This is a genomic window from Nostoc sp. NMS8 (genome assembly GCF_017115045.1).
Classification (GTDB): Bacteria; Cyanobacteriota; Cyanobacteriia; order Cyanobacteriales; family Nostocaceae; genus Nostoc.
Genome location: NZ_JABXKK010000023.1, coordinates 26,303 through 48,678 on the forward strand (window position 1 = coordinate 26,303; position 22,376 = coordinate 48,678).

General features: G+C 41.1%; 17 protein-coding genes and 2 pseudogenes. 11 read left to right on the top strand and 8 right to left on the bottom strand.

Features of this window, described 5'->3' with window-relative positions; all coding sequences use genetic code 11:
• Nucleotides 1-28: 28 nt before the first annotated feature.
• Entirely contained in the window at nt 29-2,098 is a 2,070-nt protein-coding gene (locus HWQ39_RS02605; protein ID WP_292841143.1) for a chromosome segregation ATPase, read from the top strand.
• 184 nt (nt 2,099-2,282) lie between these two features.
• Here HWQ39_RS02605 and HWQ39_RS02610 read toward each other — a convergent pair whose 3' ends face one another.
• A complete protein-coding gene (locus HWQ39_RS02610; protein WP_292841146.1) occupies nt 2,283-2,567 on the bottom strand; it encodes a DUF2470 domain-containing protein in 285 nt (94 codons plus the stop codon).
• A gap of 270 nt (nt 2,568-2,837) precedes the next feature.
• Here HWQ39_RS02610 and HWQ39_RS02615 point away from each other — a divergent pair, with 270 nt between their 5' ends.
• The gene (locus HWQ39_RS02615; protein ID WP_292841149.1) at nt 2,838-3,593 is read left to right on the top strand and encodes a metallophosphoesterase family protein; all 756 of its coding nucleotides are present in this window, start codon (nt 2,838-2,840) and stop codon (nt 3,591-3,593) included.
• Nucleotides 3,594-3,725: 132 nt separating this feature from the next.
• Here HWQ39_RS02615 and HWQ39_RS02620 read toward each other — a convergent pair whose 3' ends face one another.
• Nucleotides 3,726-4,589, bottom strand: a complete 864-nt coding sequence (locus tag HWQ39_RS02620; RefSeq protein ID WP_292841152.1) for a M48 family metallopeptidase — start codon at nt 4,587-4,589, stop codon at nt 3,726-3,728.
• A gap of 393 nt (nt 4,590-4,982) precedes the next feature.
• Between HWQ39_RS02620 and HWQ39_RS02625 the strand changes: the two genes are divergently transcribed.
• Nucleotides 4,983-5,516, top strand: a complete 534-nt coding sequence (locus HWQ39_RS02625; RefSeq protein ID WP_292841155.1) for a DUF4330 domain-containing protein — start codon at nt 4,983-4,985, stop codon at nt 5,514-5,516.
• Nucleotides 5,517-5,684: 168 nt separating this feature from the next.
• Here the strand turns inward: HWQ39_RS02625 and HWQ39_RS02630 are convergent, their stop codons facing one another.
• Complete coding sequence (locus HWQ39_RS02630; protein ID WP_292841158.1) at nt 5,685-6,581, bottom strand: alpha/beta hydrolase; 897 nt, start codon at nt 6,579-6,581, stop codon at nt 5,685-5,687.
• 532 nt (nt 6,582-7,113) lie between these two features.
• On the opposite strand from HWQ39_RS02630, the gene HWQ39_RS02635 reads away from it, so the two are divergent.
• Together HWQ39_RS02635 and HWQ39_RS02640 are read left to right on the top strand one after the other, a co-directional pair.
• Nucleotides 7,114-7,698 carry a hypothetical protein gene (locus HWQ39_RS02635; protein WP_292841161.1) on the top strand — a complete coding sequence of 195 codons (585 nt, stop codon included), beginning with the start codon at nt 7,114-7,116 and terminating at the stop codon, nt 7,696-7,698.
• Nucleotides 7,699-7,884: 186 nt separating this feature from the next.
• Nucleotides 7,885-8,676, top strand: coding sequence for an armadillo-type fold-containing protein (locus HWQ39_RS02640; protein WP_292841164.1), 792 nt, complete (start codon nt 7,885-7,887; stop codon nt 8,674-8,676).
• A 74-nt stretch (nt 8,677-8,750) separates the two neighbouring features.
• Here HWQ39_RS02640 and ftsE read toward each other — a convergent pair whose 3' ends face one another.
• Together ftsE and HWQ39_RS02650 are read right to left on the bottom strand one after the other, a co-directional pair.
• Nucleotides 8,751-9,497, bottom strand: a complete 747-nt coding sequence (gene ftsE / locus HWQ39_RS02645; RefSeq protein ID WP_292841167.1) for a cell division ATP-binding protein FtsE — start codon at nt 9,495-9,497, stop codon at nt 8,751-8,753.
• 173 nt (nt 9,498-9,670) lie between these two features.
• The gene (locus tag HWQ39_RS02650) at nt 9,671-10,426 is read right to left on the bottom strand and encodes a WecB/TagA/CpsF family glycosyltransferase (RefSeq protein ID WP_292841170.1); all 756 of its coding nucleotides are present in this window, start codon (nt 10,424-10,426) and stop codon (nt 9,671-9,673) included.
• 330 nt (nt 10,427-10,756) lie between these two features.
• On the opposite strand from HWQ39_RS02650, the gene HWQ39_RS02655 reads away from it, so the two are divergent.
• The 3 genes from HWQ39_RS02655 to HWQ39_RS02665 all read left to right on the top strand — a co-directional run bounded on the left by HWQ39_RS02655 (nt 10,757) and on the right by HWQ39_RS02665 (nt 13,741).
• Nucleotides 10,757-11,476: a response regulator transcription factor gene (locus HWQ39_RS02655; RefSeq protein ID WP_292841173.1), complete on the top strand. Its 720-nt coding sequence runs from the start codon at nt 10,757-10,759 to the stop codon at nt 11,474-11,476.
• Nucleotides 11,477-11,638: 162 nt separating this feature from the next.
• Nucleotides 11,639-13,312: a SpoIIE family protein phosphatase gene (locus HWQ39_RS02660; protein ID WP_292841176.1), complete on the top strand. Its 1,674-nt coding sequence runs from the start codon at nt 11,639-11,641 to the stop codon at nt 13,310-13,312.
• A gap of 3 nt (nt 13,313-13,315) precedes the next feature.
• Nucleotides 13,316-13,741 carry an anti-sigma regulatory factor gene (locus HWQ39_RS02665; RefSeq protein ID WP_179065960.1) on the top strand — a complete coding sequence of 142 codons (426 nt, stop codon included), beginning with the start codon at nt 13,316-13,318 and terminating at the stop codon, nt 13,739-13,741.
• Between the two features lie 409 nt (nt 13,742-14,150).
• Here HWQ39_RS02665 and HWQ39_RS02670 read toward each other — a convergent pair whose 3' ends face one another.
• Nucleotides 14,151-14,582 carry a nuclear transport factor 2 family protein gene (locus HWQ39_RS02670; protein WP_292841180.1) on the bottom strand — a complete coding sequence of 144 codons (432 nt, stop codon included), beginning with the start codon at nt 14,580-14,582 and terminating at the stop codon, nt 14,151-14,153.
• 221 nt (nt 14,583-14,803) lie between these two features.
• Here HWQ39_RS02670 and queG point away from each other — a divergent pair.
• Nucleotides 14,804-15,777, top strand: a pseudogene (gene queG, locus HWQ39_RS02675) (tRNA epoxyqueuosine(34) reductase QueG).
• Nucleotides 15,752-16,387 (top strand): HAD-IA family hydrolase, encoded by a 636-nt coding sequence (locus tag HWQ39_RS02680; protein WP_292841192.1) that lies wholly within the window; start codon nt 15,752-15,754, stop codon nt 16,385-16,387. Before queG ends, HWQ39_RS02680 begins: the two are co-directional and overlap by 26 nt.
• A gap of 152 nt (nt 16,388-16,539) precedes the next feature.
• Here HWQ39_RS02680 and HWQ39_RS02685 read toward each other — a convergent pair.
• Nucleotides 16,540-16,902: pseudogene (locus HWQ39_RS02685) on the bottom strand (hypothetical protein); the annotation flags it as partial.
• A gap of 97 nt (nt 16,903-16,999) precedes the next feature.
• Here HWQ39_RS02685 and HWQ39_RS02690 point away from each other — a divergent pair.
• Nucleotides 17,000-17,395, top strand: a complete 396-nt coding sequence (locus HWQ39_RS02690; RefSeq protein ID WP_292841183.1) for a hypothetical protein — start codon at nt 17,000-17,002, stop codon at nt 17,393-17,395.
• Here HWQ39_RS02690 and HWQ39_RS02695 read toward each other — a convergent pair.
• Nucleotides 17,382-22,139 carry a CHAT domain-containing protein gene (locus tag HWQ39_RS02695; RefSeq protein WP_292841186.1) on the bottom strand — a complete coding sequence of 1,586 codons (4,758 nt, stop codon included), beginning with the start codon at nt 22,137-22,139 and terminating at the stop codon, nt 17,382-17,384. The two genes, HWQ39_RS02690 and HWQ39_RS02695, sit on opposite strands and share 14 nt — an antisense overlap.
• Between the last annotated feature and the right edge of the window lie 237 nt (nt 22,140-22,376).

Here is a 22,376-nt window from a genome sequence, read left to right on the forward strand (position 1 = left end):
GCGCTATTCAATTATTTTGGTGTGAGAGATGACAGAGCGGGATATTCCAGACAGTTGGTCTTCAGCCAGTGGAAGAGAGCCAGATCAAAACGAAAGCTTATCCCGAACAGAACAATTCGGTGAAACTCAGCCATTTGATGTCCCCGCTACTGGTTATAACTCCAAGTCAGTGAAGCGGCGAAAAAAAAACCATAGCAAAGGATTAACTGTAAATAGTAATTCAAAAGAAACAGCCCAACTCAGTAATAATTCTGAGAAATGGCCACGCTGGATTAAAAGCTGGACATTGTGGCTAGTACTATTAATGTTAATTCCCGGCAGTGTAGGATTCTTGGCAATGGCAATGCTGTTTAAGTTGCCAGCTGCTCCTAATTGCCCCTCGATTTTCTGGCCTCTAGCTAGTGCTTCTGTGCGGTTACACTGCGCTCAGTTGGCGGCTTCTAAGCAAACAGTTAACGACCTATTGCAAGCGATCGCTCTGGTGAAGCAACTACCACAAAATCACCCGCTGCATGGAGAAATTGATCGTTTCATCGAAGAATGGTCGCGGGATATTTTGAAGCTAGCTGATGAAAGTTTCCAAACAGGGAATTTAGAAGAAGCGATCGCTACTGCCAAGAAAATACCCGAAGATGTGGCAGCTTATAAGTTAGTCGATGAACAAGTTGGTAAATGGGAGTTAATTTGGTCAAAGGCAGAAACCACATATAACAGTGCGATCGCCGAAGTCAAGGAACGCCGCTGGCAATCGGCCTTTATGTTATCTGCTAAAATGCTACGCGTAGACAATCAATATTGGGCGGGTACTAAATACGACCAATTGAATCGTCTAATTGCCACAGCGCGCGAAGATGGGGATAAGTTAGGAAAAGCCGAAAGTTTAGCAAATAGCAAAGTAGTCGATAATTTATTGGAAGCAATCAAGTTAGCCGAGTCAATCGGGCAAGAAAGTTACCTTTACCAAAAAGCTCAACAAGCGATTCCAGCATTTGGACGCCAAATGCTGGAATTGGCACAGGCAAAACTAGATAAGAAAGATGCGGATGAAGCGCTGAATATTGCTAGGCAAATACCGGAAAGTACGAAACTACAAGGTGAAACCGATGACTTTATTGCCATAGCTGATGCGAAAAGGAGTGCTTGGATCGGTAACGTTTCTGGTTTACAGGCAGCGATCGCTCAAGCACAACAGATTTCTCCTTCCAGACCAGTGTATAACGAGGCGCAGCAACTAATTGCTCGTTGGCAACTGGAAATTGAAGATGTCGCCAATCTAGAAAAAGCGAGAATATTGGCTAGTCAGGGAACAGTGCCTAATTTAACAGCAGCGATCGCCCAAATACAGCTGATTCCTGCTAGTAATCCCAGGGCCACAGAAGCTAGACAAGAGATGGATCGCTGGAGTTCCCAAATAGAAACAATTGAAGACCAACCTTACTTAGACCGCGCCGAACAGATAGCAATATTCGACGATATTAACTCCTTGCAAGCTGCGATCGCCCAGGCTAGCGAAATTCGTAGAGGTCGTGCATTATATCCAGAAGCACGGAAAAAAATTCGTACTTGGGTCGGAAAGATTCAGCGAATTCAAGACCAACCCTACTTAGATCAAGCACAAGAACTGGCTCAGAGTGGAAATCTCACCGCCGCCATCAACGCAGCTCAACAAATTGCTTCATCAGGAAGGGCCCTTTCTGGGGAAGCACAAGCTGCGATCAATGACTGGGAAGGGCAAATCCGCACTAGAGAAAACTGGAAAAAAGCCCAGGAAGTGGGGGCAGTTGGCACTCCAGAAGCCTTAATTGAGGCAATACGATTAGCAGATCGCGTTTCCAACAATAGCATCTTACGTATGGATGCGAATCAGGCTATTGACCAATGGAGTCAGCAATTGTTAGAAATAGCACGCTCTCAAGGTCAGTCTGATATTGCTAGAGGCATTGACATTGCTAAATCGATTCCACGCGGTAGTGCTGCTTACAGTGCAGCACAAGAGCAAATTAAGGCTTGGCAGGATTTTCTCAATCCTCAGCCGCAACCTCAGCCTCAGCCTGAATCTCTACCATTTCCTCCATCAACTACTACTAATGGGCAGTAATATACAGCATTTTTCATTTGATTGAACCGTAGTAGTCTGTCAATAAATAATTGATGGAGAAATTATTTTTAGATATGGCGGTTTATCGCGTCTCTCTAACCGTCAAAATAATTTGACAGACTAGTACCCCAACTTTGAGAAAATCAATAAGCAAAACAAGATTGGATCTAAGCTGAAGCGATTTCTACTTAGCCTTCACCCGCGCCTGCTTCACCATCGCAATCAAAGTTTGATGGGCATCTTCCGCATCTGCTAAAACACGATCAAACTGGATGCGAACTGGTACAGCTTCCCCATTCACTTGCGCTGTTAAATCCATACCTTGTGCATCAATTGACAGCATTTCGGCTGCACTCGCGTCTGTAACACCGCCAAAAGCTTTAGCATAAATCACTACAGCATCAGCGTGATCGTCATTCATGTGCTTGCAGATGCGCGAACTAATTTCAGTAGAGAAATCCTTAGACATTGTGAAGTTGAAAGTGATGAATATGGCAAGAGCCTAAATTTTCGGCTAAGTAGTTCAAATTAGCAGAAAAAGCTAGTCTTAAGCCATCGTTATTATAAGTGACATCTGAAAAATAACTGCCCTTGTATATATTTGATAAGTTAAGTTTATTACTCGTACAAGAATTAAAATAAAATAAACATTATCCAGTATTTTTACCTTCTATTGCGGAAAGCAGACAGCGTAAACTGTAGCAGAAGTATTAGCAAAAACTATTGCAGCTAAGAGACAATGAGCGAAACTAGCCCCAGACGAATTGTAATTGGGGATGTGCATGGACACTATGAAGGCTTAATGACATTGCTGGAGGCGATCGCCCCCACCTCAGAGGATCAAGTCTATTTTCTGGGAGACTTAATCGATCGTGGGCCTCATAGCGCACAAGTAGTTAATTTTGTCAAACGAAATAACTACTCATGTTTATTGGGAAATCACGAGCAGATGTTATTAAACATTCTGACCAATGAAAGGACTTCTTCTTCAACGATGCAGGCATGGCTGTATGGTGGAGGGCAAGCTACTGTAGCCAGTTACCAAGAAGCTCCAATTCCTGACGACCATCTGGATTGGTTAAAAGCTTTGCCTACATACCTTGACTTGGGGGATATTTGGTTAACTCATGCTGGTGTTGACCCTTCCAAGTCGGTGACAGAACAAACAGCCGATGAACTGTGCTGGATACGAGAGGAATTTCACAGCATTGAAAAACCCTACTTCCCAGATAAGCAAATTATTATCGGTCACACTATTACCTTTACCCTCCCTGGTGTTTCCCCTGGAAAACTAGCACAAGGACGGGGATGGCTAGACATAGATACTGGCGCTTATCATCCCCGGAGTGGTTGGTTGACTGGACTGGATGTCACAAATCACTTGGTTTATCAAGTTAATATCTTTAAAAACTATGTTCGTACCCTGCCTTTAGAAGAGGTTGTAATTACCGTTGATCCAGCCAAAATTAAAGTTGATCGCCGCAATAAGAATTGAGAGTGGGGAGATGAGGGAGCAGGGGAAGCAGGGGGAAAGAAACAAGTTAAAAGTTAAAAGAAATATTGAATTTATCTTTCTTTTTATTTTTTACTTGGTTTTTTTTACTTGTATGCCCCATGCCCAATCTTGTCAAGACCCCACTAATGGTCGAATATTAGCTTTATAACTAGGGTTATCCAAGCCATATTTTTCATTACTAGGTTGAGAGTTAATTGCACGTCTGAGGGCATCAATGCGATCGCTAGTTCCGGGGTGTGTACTCAAAAATGTTGGCGCAGAACCACCCTTTTTCAGCAGCTTTTGCATAAAAGAGACCATTGCAGACTGGGCATAACCAGTACGTGTCAAAGTTCGTAGTCCTCTTTGATCGGCCTCAAATTCATTGTTACGACTGCGTGGTAAGTCTCGCGCTAACTGTACACCAATTTGCACTGCTGAATTTCGATCTAAGCCGGCAGCTGTTAATAGACCACTTTCGAGAGCTTTTTGCTGCATCTGCTTGACTACGTGTTTTCCGCCAATGTGGCCAATTTCATGGGCGAGTACACTTGCTAGTTCCGCTTCATTGTCTGCGGTTTTCAGCAAACCTGTGTGGACATATACATAGCCGCCTAAGGTCGCAAAGGCGTTAATAGAGTCATCCTGAACTATCTGGAAAGTATAGGGGAGATTGGGGCGATCGCTATTTACTGCTAAACGTCGACCAACTTGCTCTACATAACGATTAACTTCGGGATTGCGGTAAAGCCGGACTTGACTGCTGACTAATTCCTGATTAATCTGCTTACCAAGATCAACTTCTTGATTAGGAGATATATTAGAAAGCTGAAATGCCTGAAATCCTTGGAGTAAAAGAGGTAAGAAATCTAAAGTTCTTCCAGGTAAGGGTGTACTTAGGCACAGGCTCAAGGCGACTACCACCGAAATTAGGGGATAAAACCAGCCACGCCGCCACACACGGTAATTTGTAACAAAACCTTTCCAGTTGAACATAATACGCTCTGAAGATTATTTGGGGAGAACATAAAATAATGGAACAAATTATGAGACGGATTTAAAGTATTCTAAGTTGCATTCTTAACTTCAGCCCAAAGGAGTTGTTATACAGATAATTCTTAGGCAAATCTACTGAATTGCGGGAAACTATGGATTCTCTCTAGAGATAGGCTTAAACACTAGATGTTACTTTCTAGCTGCGTCAGTCTTAACAAGTAAAAGTTTCATAGTTAGCTGCTGCTCCTTGAAACTTAGGAACTGGTGATAAACTCTCGCATAACCGCAACTCCTGGACGCTTTGAATTATTACCGAATAGGGAAAATTGCCGTTCCCATCAAAAACCTTCTTGCTACAATCAATTACTTCGCTATTACCTCGGAAAAGTTTTTATGGCTATTTTAGATTCCAAAGGTCGCTTGTTTGGCAAAATAAATCTCCTAGATTTAGCTGCTGCGCTGGTAATTTTGCTAGTTATATTTGGCATCTTTGTCTTTCCTGGCACTTCTGGTTCTGTTGCCCAAGTTGGTGCGAAAACAGTACCCATTGAAGTAGACTTAGTCGTTCGTGGGTTGAATGTACGTGACCCAGAAAAATTAATCGATAATGGTTTAAAAAAAGGCGGAAAAACTAATGTAATTATCCGCAACCAACCTTACGGACAGATTGAGATCAAATCTATTCAACAGCTACCTAGAACAGTCAATGTTTTCCAACCTGATGGCACTGTCAAAGAACTTCCAGATCCCAAGGCCAACAATTATAGTACAGATTTTCTTTTGACTTTAGACGGCAAAGCCCAAGTTACAGAAAGTGGGCCAGTTCTGGGTAACAGTAAAGTTAAAATTGGGATGCCATTTGAGTTAGAAGGCTTTAATTACAACTTCAATGCAACTGTCATTGATATTAGATTGAAAGACAAATAGTGTTCTCACTTTTGTTGATACTATTTTATATAGTAATCCTATTTGATTTGTGAGAATTAAAACCCGCAGATCCCCGACTTCTTAAGGAAGCCGGGGATCTTATTTATCACCAATAATTCAGGATTGCTATTTAATACCCCTGAAACCACGGAGGGAATTTTGATCCTGTTAATTAAGCAGGGGCAAAAATTTGCGAATTAGACCGATTGTCACTGCCGGTAATTCCAACTGTGGTGTTAATCCGACATCTTCCAACTGTTGAAAAAATCGGATTGCTTGGGGATTGATTTCGGCAAGGCGGCGACCAATTGAAGGCGCTGTAAACTCTGACTGTTTTCCCCAAATAATGGCAGTGGGAGTCGTCAACTGTTGAATGTAAAGGGATAAGTCAAAGCATAAATCGCCACGTACAAAGGATAGTGCCGCATACTCAGCATTAGGCTGTTGGGCAGATTGTAGATAAGCATCTACAATTTCCTGGTAGACTCGATTAGATTTAGCAAATTGCCGTTGCTCTAAGAAACCGCGAATACCACCACTAGTAGCAATTCCAGTGCTGTAAAGTAAACGATCAACAACGGGAACGCTAACTAACTGGGCAAAAAAGCTCCGGGAGTAATCTTCGCCAAAATCAGAAAGTCCGGCGGGGGTGGTAAGAATTAAAGACTTGAATAAATCAGGATGATCTGCTGCTACTCGAATTGTAAATGCTGCGGTCAAAGAAGAAGCGATCGCTGTTACTGGCCCCGTACAAGTCTGCTCAAAAAACTCCCGAATCGTCGTCAAATAATCTTCAATCTTATAACTCCGTGGCGGATGCTCAGACCTACCCCAACCGAGCAAATCTGGCGCAATGACCCGATATTCAGCAGCAAAAGCTGGATAAACTTTCGACCACTCATAAGCAGAAGATCCACCACCAAAGCCGTGCAGAAATACCAAAGTTTCTCGATCGTCTTTGGCAGTCACATCGCCCTCCCAAGGCGCTCCAGCAGCAGTATAATATACCGTCCTACCTAGTGAGGTATTTATGGAGCGTTGTTCAAATCCCAGTGGTTGAAACATAAGTATTCTTTGTTAACTGTAGTGATTAGTTGGCATAAGTGAAAAAAGAAACTTGGGATGCAGGGATACAAAGAAAGCATTTGATTATTTCTCAATGTCTACGCATCTTTCCTCCCCCGCCTCTTCTTTAGTCACTTTGAATGTTTACGTGTTTAGTTCAAACTTCGTGGTCATTGTTATTATCTACGAACCAATCACCTAAGACTTCTTGCCACAGTCAGATTAAGTAGATATAAAATTACTAGATTACTTGTAAAGATTTGGTGATTTTTTTTCATTATCAAAAGTAACTTAACGTTGAAAATACTGTTTTATAAGGGTTTTTCATGGTAGCGAGTATCACTCAAGCCTGAATTTAGCATAAGTTTTTATGGTAATCTATCAGAAAACCGATAAATAATTTTGAGCGTCAACAATAGTGAAACGCTTGTTTTAGTAAGCTATTAATCCTACTTCTATATGATGTGGAAAAAATAGTATCTAATGTATAACTAATCTGATTATTATCTAAGTAATGGTAAGGCGGGATGTCATGGTAAAGCAGGCTACTCTTCAATCAAATAAACTACTAACGATTGAAGACGCTAAATTTGCACTTGACAACTTTAGTATACAAAACGAAATTAAAGCTTCAGCTTGGCGTGGTCAGGTTGAGCCAGCTATTGATGCTGCTAGAGTTACTGTACCTACTTGTATTTCTTTAGACTTAGAAGACTTGAAGTGTTTTGAAGCAGTAGAGCGGCAATATGAACGTTGGGGAGTTATTTTTCATAATTCTCTCGCAATACAGCCATCAAATCCAGTGTTTCCAACCTATTCAGGGCTAACAGTTTTAATGGGAGCGCCCAAAAGCGGATTTTTAGAAGCTACTTTTTTGCGTCCGGTTAATTCGGTTAGCGCCTTTGTCACTAGTTCGCAACGGCTAGTGCTTTCCGCCTATGATCGCGATCGGCAACTCCTTGGTCAAACTGTACTACCAGCCTCTAATCTTGCCAACTCAGACTCGGCAATTTCCCCTAATACCTTATTATCTATCAATGTGAATAACATCTACAGCGTTACCTTCTGTGCTTTTGATGGTCAATTCACCCTTGATAACTTTCGTTTTTGTCTTTAATTAAGACTTACGTACAAGATGCCCTTGCTCCGAGCCGTTGAAAATGGTATCTTAATTTGCGCTGTGCTGTACTAGTCTACTATCCGTCTATCAAACCAGACATTTTGTGGTTTGAACCTTCATTCTTTGTTCATCCATAGTAAAACTTATACAATAAGTAATTTCGTAATCAAGTAGGTAAACACTGTGGCACAGGCTTCGTCTTCTTGGCAGCAATTAATCAACCAGATCCCCGACTGGAACTGGTCGCTGACAAAATTCAAGACAAAGGGAGCCATAAAGCAGCAAACATTTAGGCGCTTCTCTGGGCCTGGGGGCTTTCTTGGGTTCTTGACAATCGTCATAGCTATGTTGTTGTGGAACTGGAAACTGCTATTGGCTCTCTTAATCGGCATTGGGGTAATGGTATTGGTTTACTCAATGCAGGAGTGGGATTGGCAGTTACGCTGGTCTAAAATACGTAATTTCTTAAACAGTTCAAATCGTCGCTTGGCCTTAGCAGTCATCAGTGGTGGTATTGCTACTGTCAGCACTTACATGGCAGCGGCAATATGGGTTGACTCTCATAGTCACTGGATTGCTGCTGGTGCGATCGCCCAAGGTGTGGGAACCCTGTTAACTTTAGTTTTATTGGTATGGCAAATTGTCAACTTCTATGAAAATCGCGAAGAAGACCACCTAGATCAGTTATTGGTCAATTTAACAGAAAAAGATCCATTGAAGCGGTTGATTGCCCTACGTCAACTAACTAAATTGATCAGCCGTAAGCGGGTTGATTCTTCAGTACAACAAGATGTTGTCGAATGCTTGCAACTCCTACTTCGTCGAGAAGAAGAAGTTGCGATTCGAGATGCAGCTTTTAAGAGTTTACAAGCTTGCGATGACCTCCAGTCGGTTGGAGACCATCGCCTACAAGTTTTACCCCCCAAAACAGCAATAACTTTTACACCCGTATCAGCAAAAGTCAAAGTTTATTAGTCATTGGTTATTGGTCATTAGTTAAATGATGAGTCCTAATTAATACCCAGTCCCCAATCCCCAATCCCCAATCCTTATTTTCGAGACAGCCTTCCATTGCGAACTTGCACTACTGGATGATTGCACCGCCGCACTAATTGTTCATCGTGGGTGGTGACGATTACTGTAGCCCCAAAGGAATTTAACTTTTGGAGAATCTGGATCACTTGCCAGGAATTATCTGGATCGAGATTTCCAGTAGGCTCATCTGCCAACAGTAGCGGTGGTGTACCAACGATCGCACGGGCAATACTTACCCGCTGTTGCTCTCCCCCAGACAGTTGGTCTGGAAAGCAGTCAGCTTTACTTAGTAAACCTACCAGCTTTAAGGTTGGTTCTAAACGTCGTTGAATTTCTTTACGGGTATATCCTTGAGCTTGCAGCACAAAAGTGACATTTTCTGCTACTGTTCGTTGGGTAATGAGTTTGTAGTCTTGAAACACAATACCAATCCGTCGCCGCAATAATGACAAGCGATCGCCCCTCAAATCCCCTACATTGCATTCATCAACGATTACTTCCCCCTGTGTAGGCAACTCCTGGCCATAGAGCAGTTTCAAGAGCGTTGATTTACCAGAACCACTTGGCCCTGTAATAAACAGAAATTCTCCCTTTTTCACTTCAAGATTCGCATTCAACAAGGCAGGAGTGCCGTTAGCATAAGTCTTGGTTACAGATTGCAATAGCACCTTTGCAGTAGTATTACTACCGCGCTGTTGAGTTTCACTATCCTCTCTATGAAGGGATTTGTCTTTCTTAACTTGAGTTGTTAATACTGGCATTGTTAAATTTTCCTCATACCCACAACCGAACAGCTTGGTGTCTCAGATGTGACATTCCTCTCAAAATAAGGATTCCCAGGTTTCGCCTGGGAATTTAAATTCAACAAAGAAAATTTAAAACTTTTTGAAGACTTTAATACTAACTAAGTAAGAACACTCAGCACTCAGCACTCTTAACTAATTGCACCCCTTGCTGTCAAACGATAAACAAACGCTTTCACCGCAAAGGCTGGCAAAGCCAACATCCGCCGCCAGCGCCAAGGTTCTTGATAAAGGCGATACAACCATTCCAAATTATTATTTCCTAACCAGGCGGGAGCGCGAGTTTTGCTTCCCGACCAAATATCAAAACTTCCACCAACGCCAATCCAAATTGCTTGAGGACACAAATGGCGGTTTTCGGCAATCCATAACTCTTGACGTGGCACTCCCAAACCGACAAAAATCACCTGTGGCTGCAATTGAGCAAGAGTTTGTCGTAATTGTGCTTCTTCTTCTGGGGAATGGTAGCCTGAGTGAGTGCCTACTATACTTAAATCTGGAATTTGCTCCTGCCAAAAATCTGCCGTTTTTGCAGCGACTCTAGGCGCTCCTCCATAAAAAAATATCTTTGCTCCCGTCTTCTGTTGCCCAAGTTCTTGCAAAAGCTTTTCTGCTAATTCAATCCCTGGAAAACGCTGCACTTTTTGCCATAACAGCCAGCGTAAATACAGAACAACGCCGGCTCCATCTGGAATCACGAGTTCAGCATTTTTAATAACCTGAGCTAATAATTGATTTCGCTCTGCCTGCATAGTCATTTCTGCATTGAGCGTTACTACATGAGTTCCTTTGCCTGCGTGCAGGCATTCTAACAACCAGCCTGGATAGTTAGCCATCACATGAACTGGTATCCCCAACACTGAAAATGCTTGATTGCCGTTAGACATAGCCTATTCTTGAGTAATCCTCACACCAGGTTTTGCATGAATGTTAAGTTTATCAAATTTTTTATATTAGAACTTTGACAAGGATTGACACCCCATTGTCCTGCAAGAATAGAAAGCATTATTAAACTAACTAGTTTTGGGCCCTTGTACTTGGGCTGAACCAGTCCAACTTTTCTTGTTAAAGTGTAATATTCACTCAGTATAAAACGCTCGACTCGCAACTCTGGTTCCGGGAACAGAAGCCCCCACTATACTACTTGCGGTTAGTGTGGGAGTATGTCACGAAACTCGACTTTATGGTTAAGGTAGTGTAACGGGCTGAAGTTGGCTATGAGTAAAATTCGTATCGCTTTAATTGAAGATCATGACCTAACTCGTGTAGGTATTCGGACAGCACTACAGCAAAAGGATGAAATTGAAGTTGTAGGTGAAGCTGCCAATGCTGCTGAAGGGCTAAAGATGTTAAAAATGGTACGACCAGATATTGCCATTGTAGATATTGGTTTACCAGATAAGGATGGCATTGAGTTAACACGGGAGGTAAAATCTACTACTAATGGGCAGCAGCTACTTACAAAAGTGTTAATTTTGACGCTGCGGGATAACAAAGAAGCTGTGTTGGCAGCTTTTGCCGCTGGTGCAGACTCTTACTGTATGAAGGATATCAAATTTGATAATTTGCTGGAAGCAGTGCGAGTAACTTACAATGGCAACGCCTGGATCGATCCAGCGATCGCTCGGATTGTATTACAACAAGCTCAACAAAATCCCCAAAAGTTGGAATCGGCTTTTGCCGATACTAAAACTATTGCCCCTAACCCTGATTATCTTGAGAATTTGGAAGGAATTCAACCTTACACCCTGACAGAAAGGGAATTGGAAGTGTTACAGTTGATTGTCGAAGGTTGTAGTAATGCAGTAATTGCGGAAAGACTTTACATCACAGTTGGGACTGTTAAAACTCACGTTCGCAATATTTTGAATAAGCTATGTGCCGATGACCGTACCCAAGCAGCAGTCCGCGCCTTGCGTTCTGGGTTAGTTGGATAAATTTAATTTTGGTGTGGAACAATTGAGGATAATCAAGGGAAACTTAAAACTTTGAGAAAGTTATATTTTCAAAGTGAATAGCAACTCTAATTTTCTGTTATTTATCAGGTGGGATAAACATCATACTATCTCGCCATTCAAATATGTGAAAAAAAGTCAAATATGGCTGAAAATGGGGCGGAAAAACTTAAGCTCATGGTGGTAGATGATGAGCCGGATAACTTAGATTTACTCTACCGCACTTTTAGGCGAGATTTTCAAGTATATAAAGCCAATCATGCCTTTGGCGCTATGGAAATCTTAGATCAATTTGGCGAAATGGCGGTGATTATTTCTGACCAAAGAATGCCAGAAATGAATGGGACTGAATTTTTTAGTCGCACCGTAGAACGCTTTCCAGACACGATTCGGATTTTGTTAACTGGTTTTACTGATGTCGAAGATTTGGTTGATGCGATTAACTCTGGTCAGGTATTCAAGTACATTACTAAACCCTGGAATCCTGAACGGCTTAGAGGGTTAGTTGAGCAAGCCACTGATACATATCGCTTAGTTAAGAAGCGTACCCAAGAGTTGCGTCGGGCTCTGCGGCGAGAATCTTTGGTTAATGCGGTGACAACGGCAATTCGGGAATCTTTAGACTACGACAGTATGCTACAAAAAATTGTCGCAACTATTGGAGAAACATTTGAAGCTACCAGTTGCTTACTCAGACCAGTAGAGGGCGATCGCCTGATACAAGACAAGTTCTTCTACTACGATCCTCAAGCTCCTGTATCCGATTGTTTATTCGACCCCAGTGTTTTAATCGAAAAAGTCCTCGAAACCCGTCATTATCAACTTGCTCAAGATGTATACGACGGTAATCCTTGTCACCATCTGGTTGTACCACTTAGCTATCAGCAGCATCTATTAGCTGTGCTGGCCCTGCACCAATGGGGACGCGATCGCCCTTGGGAAGACGAAGACATCCAACTGATTGCAGGTGTTGCCGAACAAGCAGCCTTGGCCCTTTCTCAAGCAAAACTCTACCAACGCCTCCAAGAAAAACAACAGCAGATTCACACTGAGTTAGAAGTGGCTCGCCAAATTCAATACAATTTGCTACGCCAAACTTTACCTGACATCAAAGGGGTGAAGGTGCAAGCTTGCTGCTATCCGGCGCGGGAAGTAGGAGGCGATTTTTTTGAAGTGTTTGTCCATCCCAAAGGCGATTTGTGGTTGGCGGTAGGTGACGTTTCTGGAAAGGGCGTCCCAGCAGCTTTATTTATGGCTAGTATTATTTCAGTTTTGCGCCGAGAATTATCTCAAGAAACGCCAGCAGAGCCGAATGTGGTCATGGAGAACCTCAACCACGCTCTCAGTGAAGATTTAATTAGCAACAATTATTTTATCACTCTTGTGTTAGCTTGTTATACCCCTAGCACAAAGGAACTCGTCTACACTAATGCCGGTCATATCTATCCACTATTATGGTCACGCGGTTTGACTTTAGCCGAGAATCCCAATTACCTGAAAGTCCGTAGCGTTCCTTTAGGTATCTTGCCGAAGTGGCAGGCACAATCGGGTCGCTTGGTTCTCGCTACTGGAGACACATTGTTACTAGCCAGCGATGGAATTACAGAAGCAATGGTATCAAGTAGTCCTGATTCATCAGTAAAAAGTGTGCCTGGGGTTGAACCAGAGAACCGTTCTATGCTGAATCAAGATGGTCTTTGGCAACTCCTACAACAAGAGCAACAACCACTTTCTCTTAACCATTTACTAGCTCGCATCCAGGCAGATAATCACGTTCAAGAAGATGATCAAACTATACTTTCGCTGGAGATTTTGTAAGTCATGAAAAGTGAGCTTCATGTACCAAGTGACTTGAATTTTCTGAATATTGTCGAAAACTGGTTGCTGGGATGTTTGAAAATTCAACTAGGAGAATCTGTGGATTGGTCGCGGCAATCAAGTCGTTTGAGACTGGCTTTAGTGGAAGCTTATTCAAATGCAGTCCGTCATGCTCACAGGGATAAACCAAATTTACCGATTTTACTACGTTTGGAAGTGCAAGATCGGGATCTTGCCCTAGAAATTTGGGACTACGGCGAAGGTTTTGATATGTCTAACTACTACGCTCCAAATCCTATGGAAAAACAAGAAGGTGGTTATGGTTGGCTGATTATGAATCGTCTTATGGATAAAGTCGATTACAAGTTGCAGATTAATGGTGCTAACTGTCTCAAGTTAGAAGCTACTTTACCTGAATTAGTCCAATAAACGAAAGTTATTATTTTTCAAATCATGTTATTTCAGAATTTAGAATTCAGAATAAAGCTATGAGTTTTGTTTAACTGGGTGATAGCGACGCGCAAAGCAAGTCCGCTAGTATCTGAATATTTGACACGTTAGAACTCATTAAATCCGCGTTCGGCTAGCGATCGCGGTGGTAGCCTAAACTTTTTAATGGGGATTCCTCTTGCCTCCTACTGGCGTGACAAGCAAAAAAATAGTGCTTAAGTTAATAAGCTAAAAAACATCTAATTTGCATAATCAAATTGAATATAACTCTTGTGGGGTGGGCATCTTGCCCGCCCGGTATATGCAATTTAAATATGGAACAGCTTACCAATGGCATCTTGCGCGCCTAGCTTATGCGGTTTAAATTAAATATGCAGCAGCTTATTTGCTATTTTTCACGACGTAAAGAAAGCAACTCTTTGGGGGAAGCTAAAAGTTTGATTCTAGTATATGAAATTTGGTGTTGTTGATTGAGGATAAATAGCCACAAGACATTCACACTACACCATGAAGTTTGTGCTTTGCCTCCGATCTGAATTTGGATCGTAGCATTTTCTAAAGTCTCGGCTATTCCTGAGTTGGGGTAAGCTTTAATGCCTTGACCTTCTTGTTTTAAGTAGGCTGCGATCGCATCTGCCCCCACAATATCAGATTCAAATGGTGGACGCATCACACCATCTACCGCAAATAAGGCAGCAGTTGCTTCAAATTCGCCTGCATTTAAGGTTTCAAAATAACGCAGTACACTTGATTCTGTAATTCCCTCAATCTGGAATTCAGCTTTCAACTGCGCTGGGGATATAAATTCAGCAGAAGTCATAAAATTACCTGTATTATGTTAGCTGAATATTAATTTCACTACAAAAATATGTAAAAAGAAAGCTGCTGTTGAGATAGATTGCTACATATTGGGAAATCTTCCCCACGATGGAAGTCTTAAGAGTGGCTATATGTAAAGTGAGTAATAAATCTTAATCAAAAGTATTGACTACATAATGTAGACTTAAATCGCCTTTGGTTAGGCAAAATCCAAATAAAAAAATGAATCACTATTCCATAACAAGCAGCAGTCTGGTGAAAGAAAAAGCCAGCGAGTTGGGCTTTCACAAAGTTGGAATTGCTGCTGTAGATAGGGTAGATGCCACAGAAGCACAAAGGTTACAAGCATGGATTGAACTGGGTTATCACGCCGATATGAAATGGATGGCTAACCCAAAGCGTCAGGATATCCGCTTAGTGATGCCAGAAGTGCGATCGCTAGTATGTGTGGCACTGAATTACTACACACCACATCAACGTCCTGAAAGTGAGGAATACGCCAAAATCTCTCGTTATGGTTGGGGAAGAGATTACCATAAGGTGATGCATAAAAAACTCAAGCAGTTATCTATGTGGCTAGAATCTCTTGATGTCGGCATAAGAGCTACTTCTTATGCAGATACCGGCCCAGTGCAAGATAAAGTGTTGGCTCAACTTGCCGGAATTGGTTGGATTGCCAAGAATGGTAATGTGATTACACGGCAATATGGCTCTTGGGTATTTTTGGGAGAAGTATTGACCAACTTGGAATTAGAGAGCGATCGCCCGCATACAGAACATTGTGGTAGCTGTACTCGTTGTCTTCAGGCTTGTCCTACAGGTGCAATTACTCAGCCTTTTGTTGTAGATGCTAATCGCTGCATCGCATATCATACCATTGAAAATCGCGCCGAGGAGTTGCCAGAGACAATCACACCTCATTTGCAAGGCTGGGTTGCTGGCTGTGATATTTGTCAAGATGTTTGTCCTTGGAATCAACGTTTTGCCCAAACAACTGATATTGCAGAATTTCAGCCCTATCCTGGGAATATTGCTCCCAAGCTGCTAGAATTAGCCCAAATCTCAGATCAGGAGTGGGATAAACAATTTCGAGCATCTGCCTTGCGGCGGATTAAGCCAGAAATGTTACGACGCAACGCCCTAGCTAATCTTGACGCATCCAGACAAAGAATGACCCCGAAAGTAATTATTTTTGATTTTGATGGCACCATTGCTGATACAGTAGATGCCCTTGTAAGTATTGCTAATCGTCTAGCTTTAGACTTTGGTTATAGACACATACATCCAGAACAGTTAGCCTTTCTCAAGAACTTAACATCTAGGGAAATTATTAAGTACTCTGGAGTTTCTCTATTTAAAATACCTTTTCTAGTTAAAAAAGTTAAAGGAGAATTAAAAAACAAAATTCCAGAATTAAAGCCAATTCCAGGAATTAAAGAAGCATTAATAGAACTCCAAAATCAAGGATATAAACTAGGTATTATCACTTCTAATTCTAAAGAAAATGTTACGCAATTCCTAACAATCAATGATTTAAATCATCTATTTGATTTTATCTACTCAGGAATTACAATTTTTGGCAAAACAACGATTATTAATAATGTATTGCGGCAAAAGCAACTCAAACCGCAAGAAGTTATTTATGTTGGAGATGAAACCAGAGATATAGAAGCATCAAAGAAAGCCAATATCCAAGTGATTGCAGTGACTTGGGGCTTTAACTCAGCAGAAGTACTCGCCAAGCAAAATCCAGATTATTTAATTGAGCGACCTAGTGAATTACTAGAAGTAATGAATGGTGCTTAATTAATAAATAGTCAAAAGTCAGTAGTGAAAATATTAAGTATTGACTTTTGACTAAAATAGTGAAATGGGCAATGTCTACCAATACCGAAAACTCCAATTTCAATATTTGTAACATTGCCCAACCCAAAAAAATAGCAAGATATCAGGAAAACCTAATTTTTCCGTTCACCCTTTTCTAAAGCTTGTTTTACTAAATCATCACTGACATTAGTTACACCCTCAGTTTTAGAATTACCAACTTCCTTTGCTAACTCTGCATAATCATCAGGATTACCTGTTGACTGCGCTTCAGTTTTTGTCTCTTGTGGCTTAGAGGTTTTATATTTAGGTGCTGTGGCTGCTTCGGCTGCTGCTTCACCTTTACCTGTGCGATCGACTTCGCTGACACTGAATTGTTGTGCAGCTGCATAATCAGCATCAAAATCTACAGTTGGTGCTTTTTCGTTACCGCTAGCTATGCTTTCAGCAGCTAATTGTGAATCATGAGTGGGAGATTCATTTAAATTGGGCTTTACTGTTTGCTAATAAGTTAATTTAATAGGGAAATTGCGAAGTTTGCACTCATCCCTACATTATGGTAGTTTGAGAAAACCGTGACTACAATTAAAATGCATGACTACTAACTCTATTATCCTTAATTCTGAAGAAATCGCCGAATATCGTGATACATTTGCAGGGTTAGATGATGCTCTTTATGCAATTAAAATCATAGAAGCATCTGGTGGTGATTTAACTAAAGCTATAAATTTACTTGCTCCTAAATATAATATTCCTCTTACTAAATCGCAGCCCATTTTAGATGATTTAGCGCAAAAGTTTCGGCATATTATTTGTGATGAAACATTTATTGATGAGTTAATGACTGGACTATTAACTGTTGCTGTGAGTAGTTTAACAGCTACAGGTCAAATTCCCCAGGCTATTGCTACTCCTATTGTTATTTATTTAACTAAAAAAGGTGTCAAAACATGGTGTAATTCTAATTCATCTGATTCTAATAACCAATAGCTGTAAAAGCTGCCCAGTAAAAAGGATTAGCGAAAGGTCGTGCATTAGATTTAAGTCTAGTTTTTGCCCCATCAATAAATAACTCTTTAAGAATGTTATCTTGTTCTTGAAACATAACATCAATATAGGGCTGAATTTGCTGTAAAAGCTGCTCTCCTTCTTGACTCGTTAAGTTTCTTAACCAAGTCAGAGCTTTATTTAAAGCAACTGCTATATCTCCCTGTTTTAATTCTGGATAGTTTTGCAAGTTTTCATAGAATTTAATAAATAAAAATGCTGTGGAAACATCATCAACTGTCCAAAGACTACTGACTACACTTGAACTTCCTGCATAAAGAAATCCACTAGGTAAGCCAATATATTCATCGCTGGTATTTCGGGGGTCAATCATACCAGTTTCACAGGCAGAAAGAACGACGAGACGGCATTGATTAAGATTAAAATCTTTATTGAATAAATCACCCAAAGTTAAGCATTTATTGAAGTAAAATTTTTCATTAATAATTGCACCATTTAAAACTAGACAAGAATCAGCAGGGGTAATCAGGTTAAAAGAACCATGACACGAAAAATGAAGACAATTTACTTCTGTTAGATTTGCTATTTTTGTATCTAAAGCGTTTCTACTAGCATTTTTCCCACGCAATATTGTTGTTTCTTCAATTGGGAAATAATGCTGAATAATTTCTATTTCTAAGTCTGCATAAAAAAGGTCTTCTGTAGGGTTTTGAATAGCAAAGAAAGATTGAAAGTCAGGACGTTGACGCAGTTGCACTTGTTGCAGAAGTTGACAACTGGGTGCATAGCCTACACCGTTGGGGAATAAGTCAAGTAAGTATAATTCCTTCACAGGTAAAGCATGGAGAGGATACAGGTGTAAAAAGCAATGGGGAATAAGAATTAGTCTGTCGCAGTGTTTAGGTATATAAGCTAATATTTCCTCTATATGCAGGATTTCTGCTAACTTTTTCAAGCGTTCTTCTAGCTGATTCTTCCATTGATGGTTTTGGTTATTTTCTACGTATGCGGCGTAGTCACTCATATATTCAATTTGCCAATCAAAGAAGGATTTTATGTCTTCTGGTTGATATTGTAAGAAATTTACTTCTTGTCCATTGGACTGGATAACAAAAGTGAAAATTGTCTCTCTAGCGAAATACCATTCTATAATCGCTGTATTGTTATTCAAGGTTGCTTGGAATACGTCAAAATTAAAACCAGAACCAATAGGCAAGTATTGATCTTGTAATTCTTGGCGTTTGTTTCGTAACTCTTGAAGATATTGAGCTAGGGCTGTTGGATTTTCAGCTTTGCCATTTTGGAGTTGATACTGACTAATCGCTATTTCGTCTCGCAGTTGTTCTAGTTGATTAACAATTTGTTGAGGGAAGAAGGTTTTGAGATCACGGTTGAGGATAAGTTCAACTAAGTTACGGTTTTTACTACGCTCAACGTATTCAATCGCTTCCTTAACGTTGCCCAATTTTAGGCAAACTTCTACCATGCGTCTATAAAGTTTGTTCCATGCTTCTGCTTGTTTACGCTTTGCCTCATCATCAGAAACAACTTCTCCTCGCAAAGATTCCACTGTTTTTATGGATGCAGCCAACTTACTGTAAGCTAAATCAAATTGATTTGCTTCTTTGTAGGCAAAACCTAGCATGAATAAAGTTTCAACATATTTGTAAGGAAAAACAGTGCGGGTGTAAACTTCCAGTACAGCAGTATAAGCAGTTATCGCTCGTTCTAAATTCTCAGCTTTATCTCCTCTGATTCTGTAAAGGTAAGTATTCCCCAGATTAGATTGCGTAATTGCCCAATCATCTGGAAAGGCGCGACGGGTAGAAACTTCTAGTGCAGCAGTATAAGCAGAGATCGCAATTTCAATATTTTCGGCTTGCTCACCTAATATTCTTTGACTGTAAGCGATACCTAGATTATTTTGCGTCTTTGCCCAATCTTGAGGAAAGGCGTTATGGGTACGAACTTCTAATGCTCCAGAAAATGCTGCGATCGCCATTTCAATATTCTCGGCTTTCTCACCCCATATTCTATCAATGTAAGCAGTTCCCAGAGAATTTTGTGTGTTTGCCCATTTTTCGGGAAAGGCACTACGGGTATCAACTTCTAATACCCCAAAAAATGCTGCGATCGCCATTTCAATATTCAGGACTCGCTCACCCAATATTCTGTCACAGTAAGCATTACCCAGATTACCTTGGGTATCTGCCCATTTTTCGGGAAAGGCACTACGGGTACGGATTTCTAATGCCCCAGAAAATGCTGCGATCTCCATTTCAATATTTTGGACTCGCTCACCTAATATTCTGTCACGGTAAGCTAACCCTAAATCATTTTGGGTATATGCCCATTTTTCGGGAAAGGCACTACGAGTATGGATTTCTAATGCCCCAAAAAAAGCTGCGATCGCAATTTCAATATTCTCGGCTCGCTCACCCAATATTCTATAACGGTAAGCAACACCCAGAGCATTTTGCGTATCTGCCCAAAGTTCGGGAAAGGCGTTGCGGGTACGAACTTCCAATGCAGCAGTATAAGCCACGATCCCAATTTCAATATTTTCAGCTTTAGCTCCTTCAATTCTTTCGCGGTAAGCATTACCCAGATTATATTGGGTATCTGCCCATTTTTGGGAAAAAGCCTTACGGGTGAAAACTTCCATTGCTTCAGAAATAGCTGCGATCGCAATTTCAATATTCTCTGCTTTCTCGCCCAATATTCTATCAAGGTAAACAGTTCCCAGATTATTTTGCGTATCTGCCCAATTTTTGGGAAAGGCGTTACGGGTAAAAACTTCTAGTGCAGCAGTATAAACCGCGATCGCAATTTCGATATTTTCAGTTTTATCTCCCCTAATTCTTTTGTGGTAAGCAAATCCCAGATTATGTTGCGTATTTGCCCAATTTTTGGGAAAGGCGTTGCGGGTGAAAACTTCCATAGCCCCAGACAATGCTGCGATCGCAATTTCTACATTCTCGGCTCTATCTCCCCTAATTCTATCAAGGTAAGCACCTCCTAGATTATATTGCGTCATTGCCCATTTTTCTGGGAAGACGTTGCGATTGCAACCATCGAGTACAGCAGTGTAAGTAGCGATCGCAATTTCGATATTTTCAGCTTTATCTCCCCTGATTCTTCTATCAAGGTAAGCACTCCCTAGATTATTTTGCGTATTTGCCCATTGTTCGGGAAAGCTGGTGCGATTACAAACACCAAGTACAGCAGTGTAAGTAGTGATCGCAATTTCTATATTCTCGGCTTTATCTCCCCTGATTCTTTTAAGGTAAGCATTACCTAGATTATTTTGCGTATCTGCCCATTGTTCGGGAAAGCTGGTGCAAGTACGAACTTCCAATGCACCTGAGAAAGCTGCGATCGCAATCTCTATATTTTCAGATCGCTCTCCTAATATTCTCTCAAAGTAAGCAAGCCCTAGATCATTTTGTCCCCTTGCCCATTCTTGGGGAAAGGTACTACGTGTGTAAACTTTTAAGGCAGCGTTCCAAGCTGCGATCGCTTTTTCGATATTCTCAGCTTTATCTCCCCTAATTCTTTCATAGTAAAGATTACCCAGATTATTTTGCTTAACCGCCCAATTTTGAGGAAAGGCTTTGCGGGTGTAAACTTCTAGTGCAGTAGTATAAGCTGCGATCGTCATTTCGATATTCTCGGCTCTATCTCCCTTGATTCTGTAATAGTAGGCATTACCTAGATTATTTTGCGTATCTGCCCATTCGTGGGGAAAAGCATTGCGGGTATAAACTTTTAGTGCGGCAGTGCAAGTAACAATAACCATTTCGATATTCTCGGCTTTCTCTCCCCTGATTCTGTCAAAGTAAGCAACCCCCAGATTTCTTTGCGTTTGTGCCCAATTTTGGGGAAAGGCTTTGCGAGTATAAACTTCTAGTGCAGCAGTATAAGCAGCGATCGCTTGCTCTATATTTTCGGCTCTATCTCCTAAAATTCTTTTAAGATAAGCAGTCCCCAGATTATTTTGCGTGTCTGCCCAACCTTTGGCAAAGGCGCTGCGAGTAATAACTTCCAATGCACCTGAGAAAGCAGCGATCGCTTGTTCGATATTTTCAGCTTTTTCTCCTAAAATTCTCTCACAGTAAGCAATCCCCAGACTATATTTCACTAATGCCCATAGGCTGGGAAAACTGTGGCGAGTAACTTCTAGTACGTTTGTATATGCAGCGATCGCCAACTCCAGATTTTCGGCTTTTTCACCTAATATCCTTTCAAGGTAAGTCTCCCCCAGATTATATTGCGTGAGTGCCCATTCTTGGGGAAAGGCAGTACGGGTCACGAGAGTTAAGGCTGTTTCATAACCACTAATAGCTATTTCGATATTGCTAGCTTTGCTACCCAAAGGAAATTGACGAACCAAACTACTAAAACTATCAATTGTTCCAGCAATGTGCATTGCGACATCTGGTTCAACGTTTGTCAGGGTATTTGTTGCCCAATTCCACAATACTTCTGCAAAAATATCATTTAGTTTATCAGTATTATTTGCGAGTAATGGGTAAACTACCTGCTGATTGCCATCGCTGTCTAGCATTGCTTGCAGTACATCTCGTAAAAATTGCTCATAAACCTCCAAATCTCGTGAGGTAGCAGAGATAGGTTTTTTACGTTTTCGAGCTTTTTTTGCGGGGGGATTGAGTGCTGCACTGAGTTTCCTAGTCAAATTCCGTAGGCAATTTGCTATTCGCCGCATTGTAATTCTCTCTTTTGCACTTCCACAAAGTCAGCACCAAAAATACCGAGAAATAAATCATACGGTATTTTTAGGGTTTGAAGTGCGATCGTGTAATCTACCTTCATCAAGTTAATTTAGCGATCGCATTTGTTGATTTAGCGATCGCATTTGTTGATTTGGCGTTCGCATTTGTTGATATAGCGTTCGCATTTGTTGATTCGGCGTTCGCATTTGTTGATTCGGCGTTCGCATTTG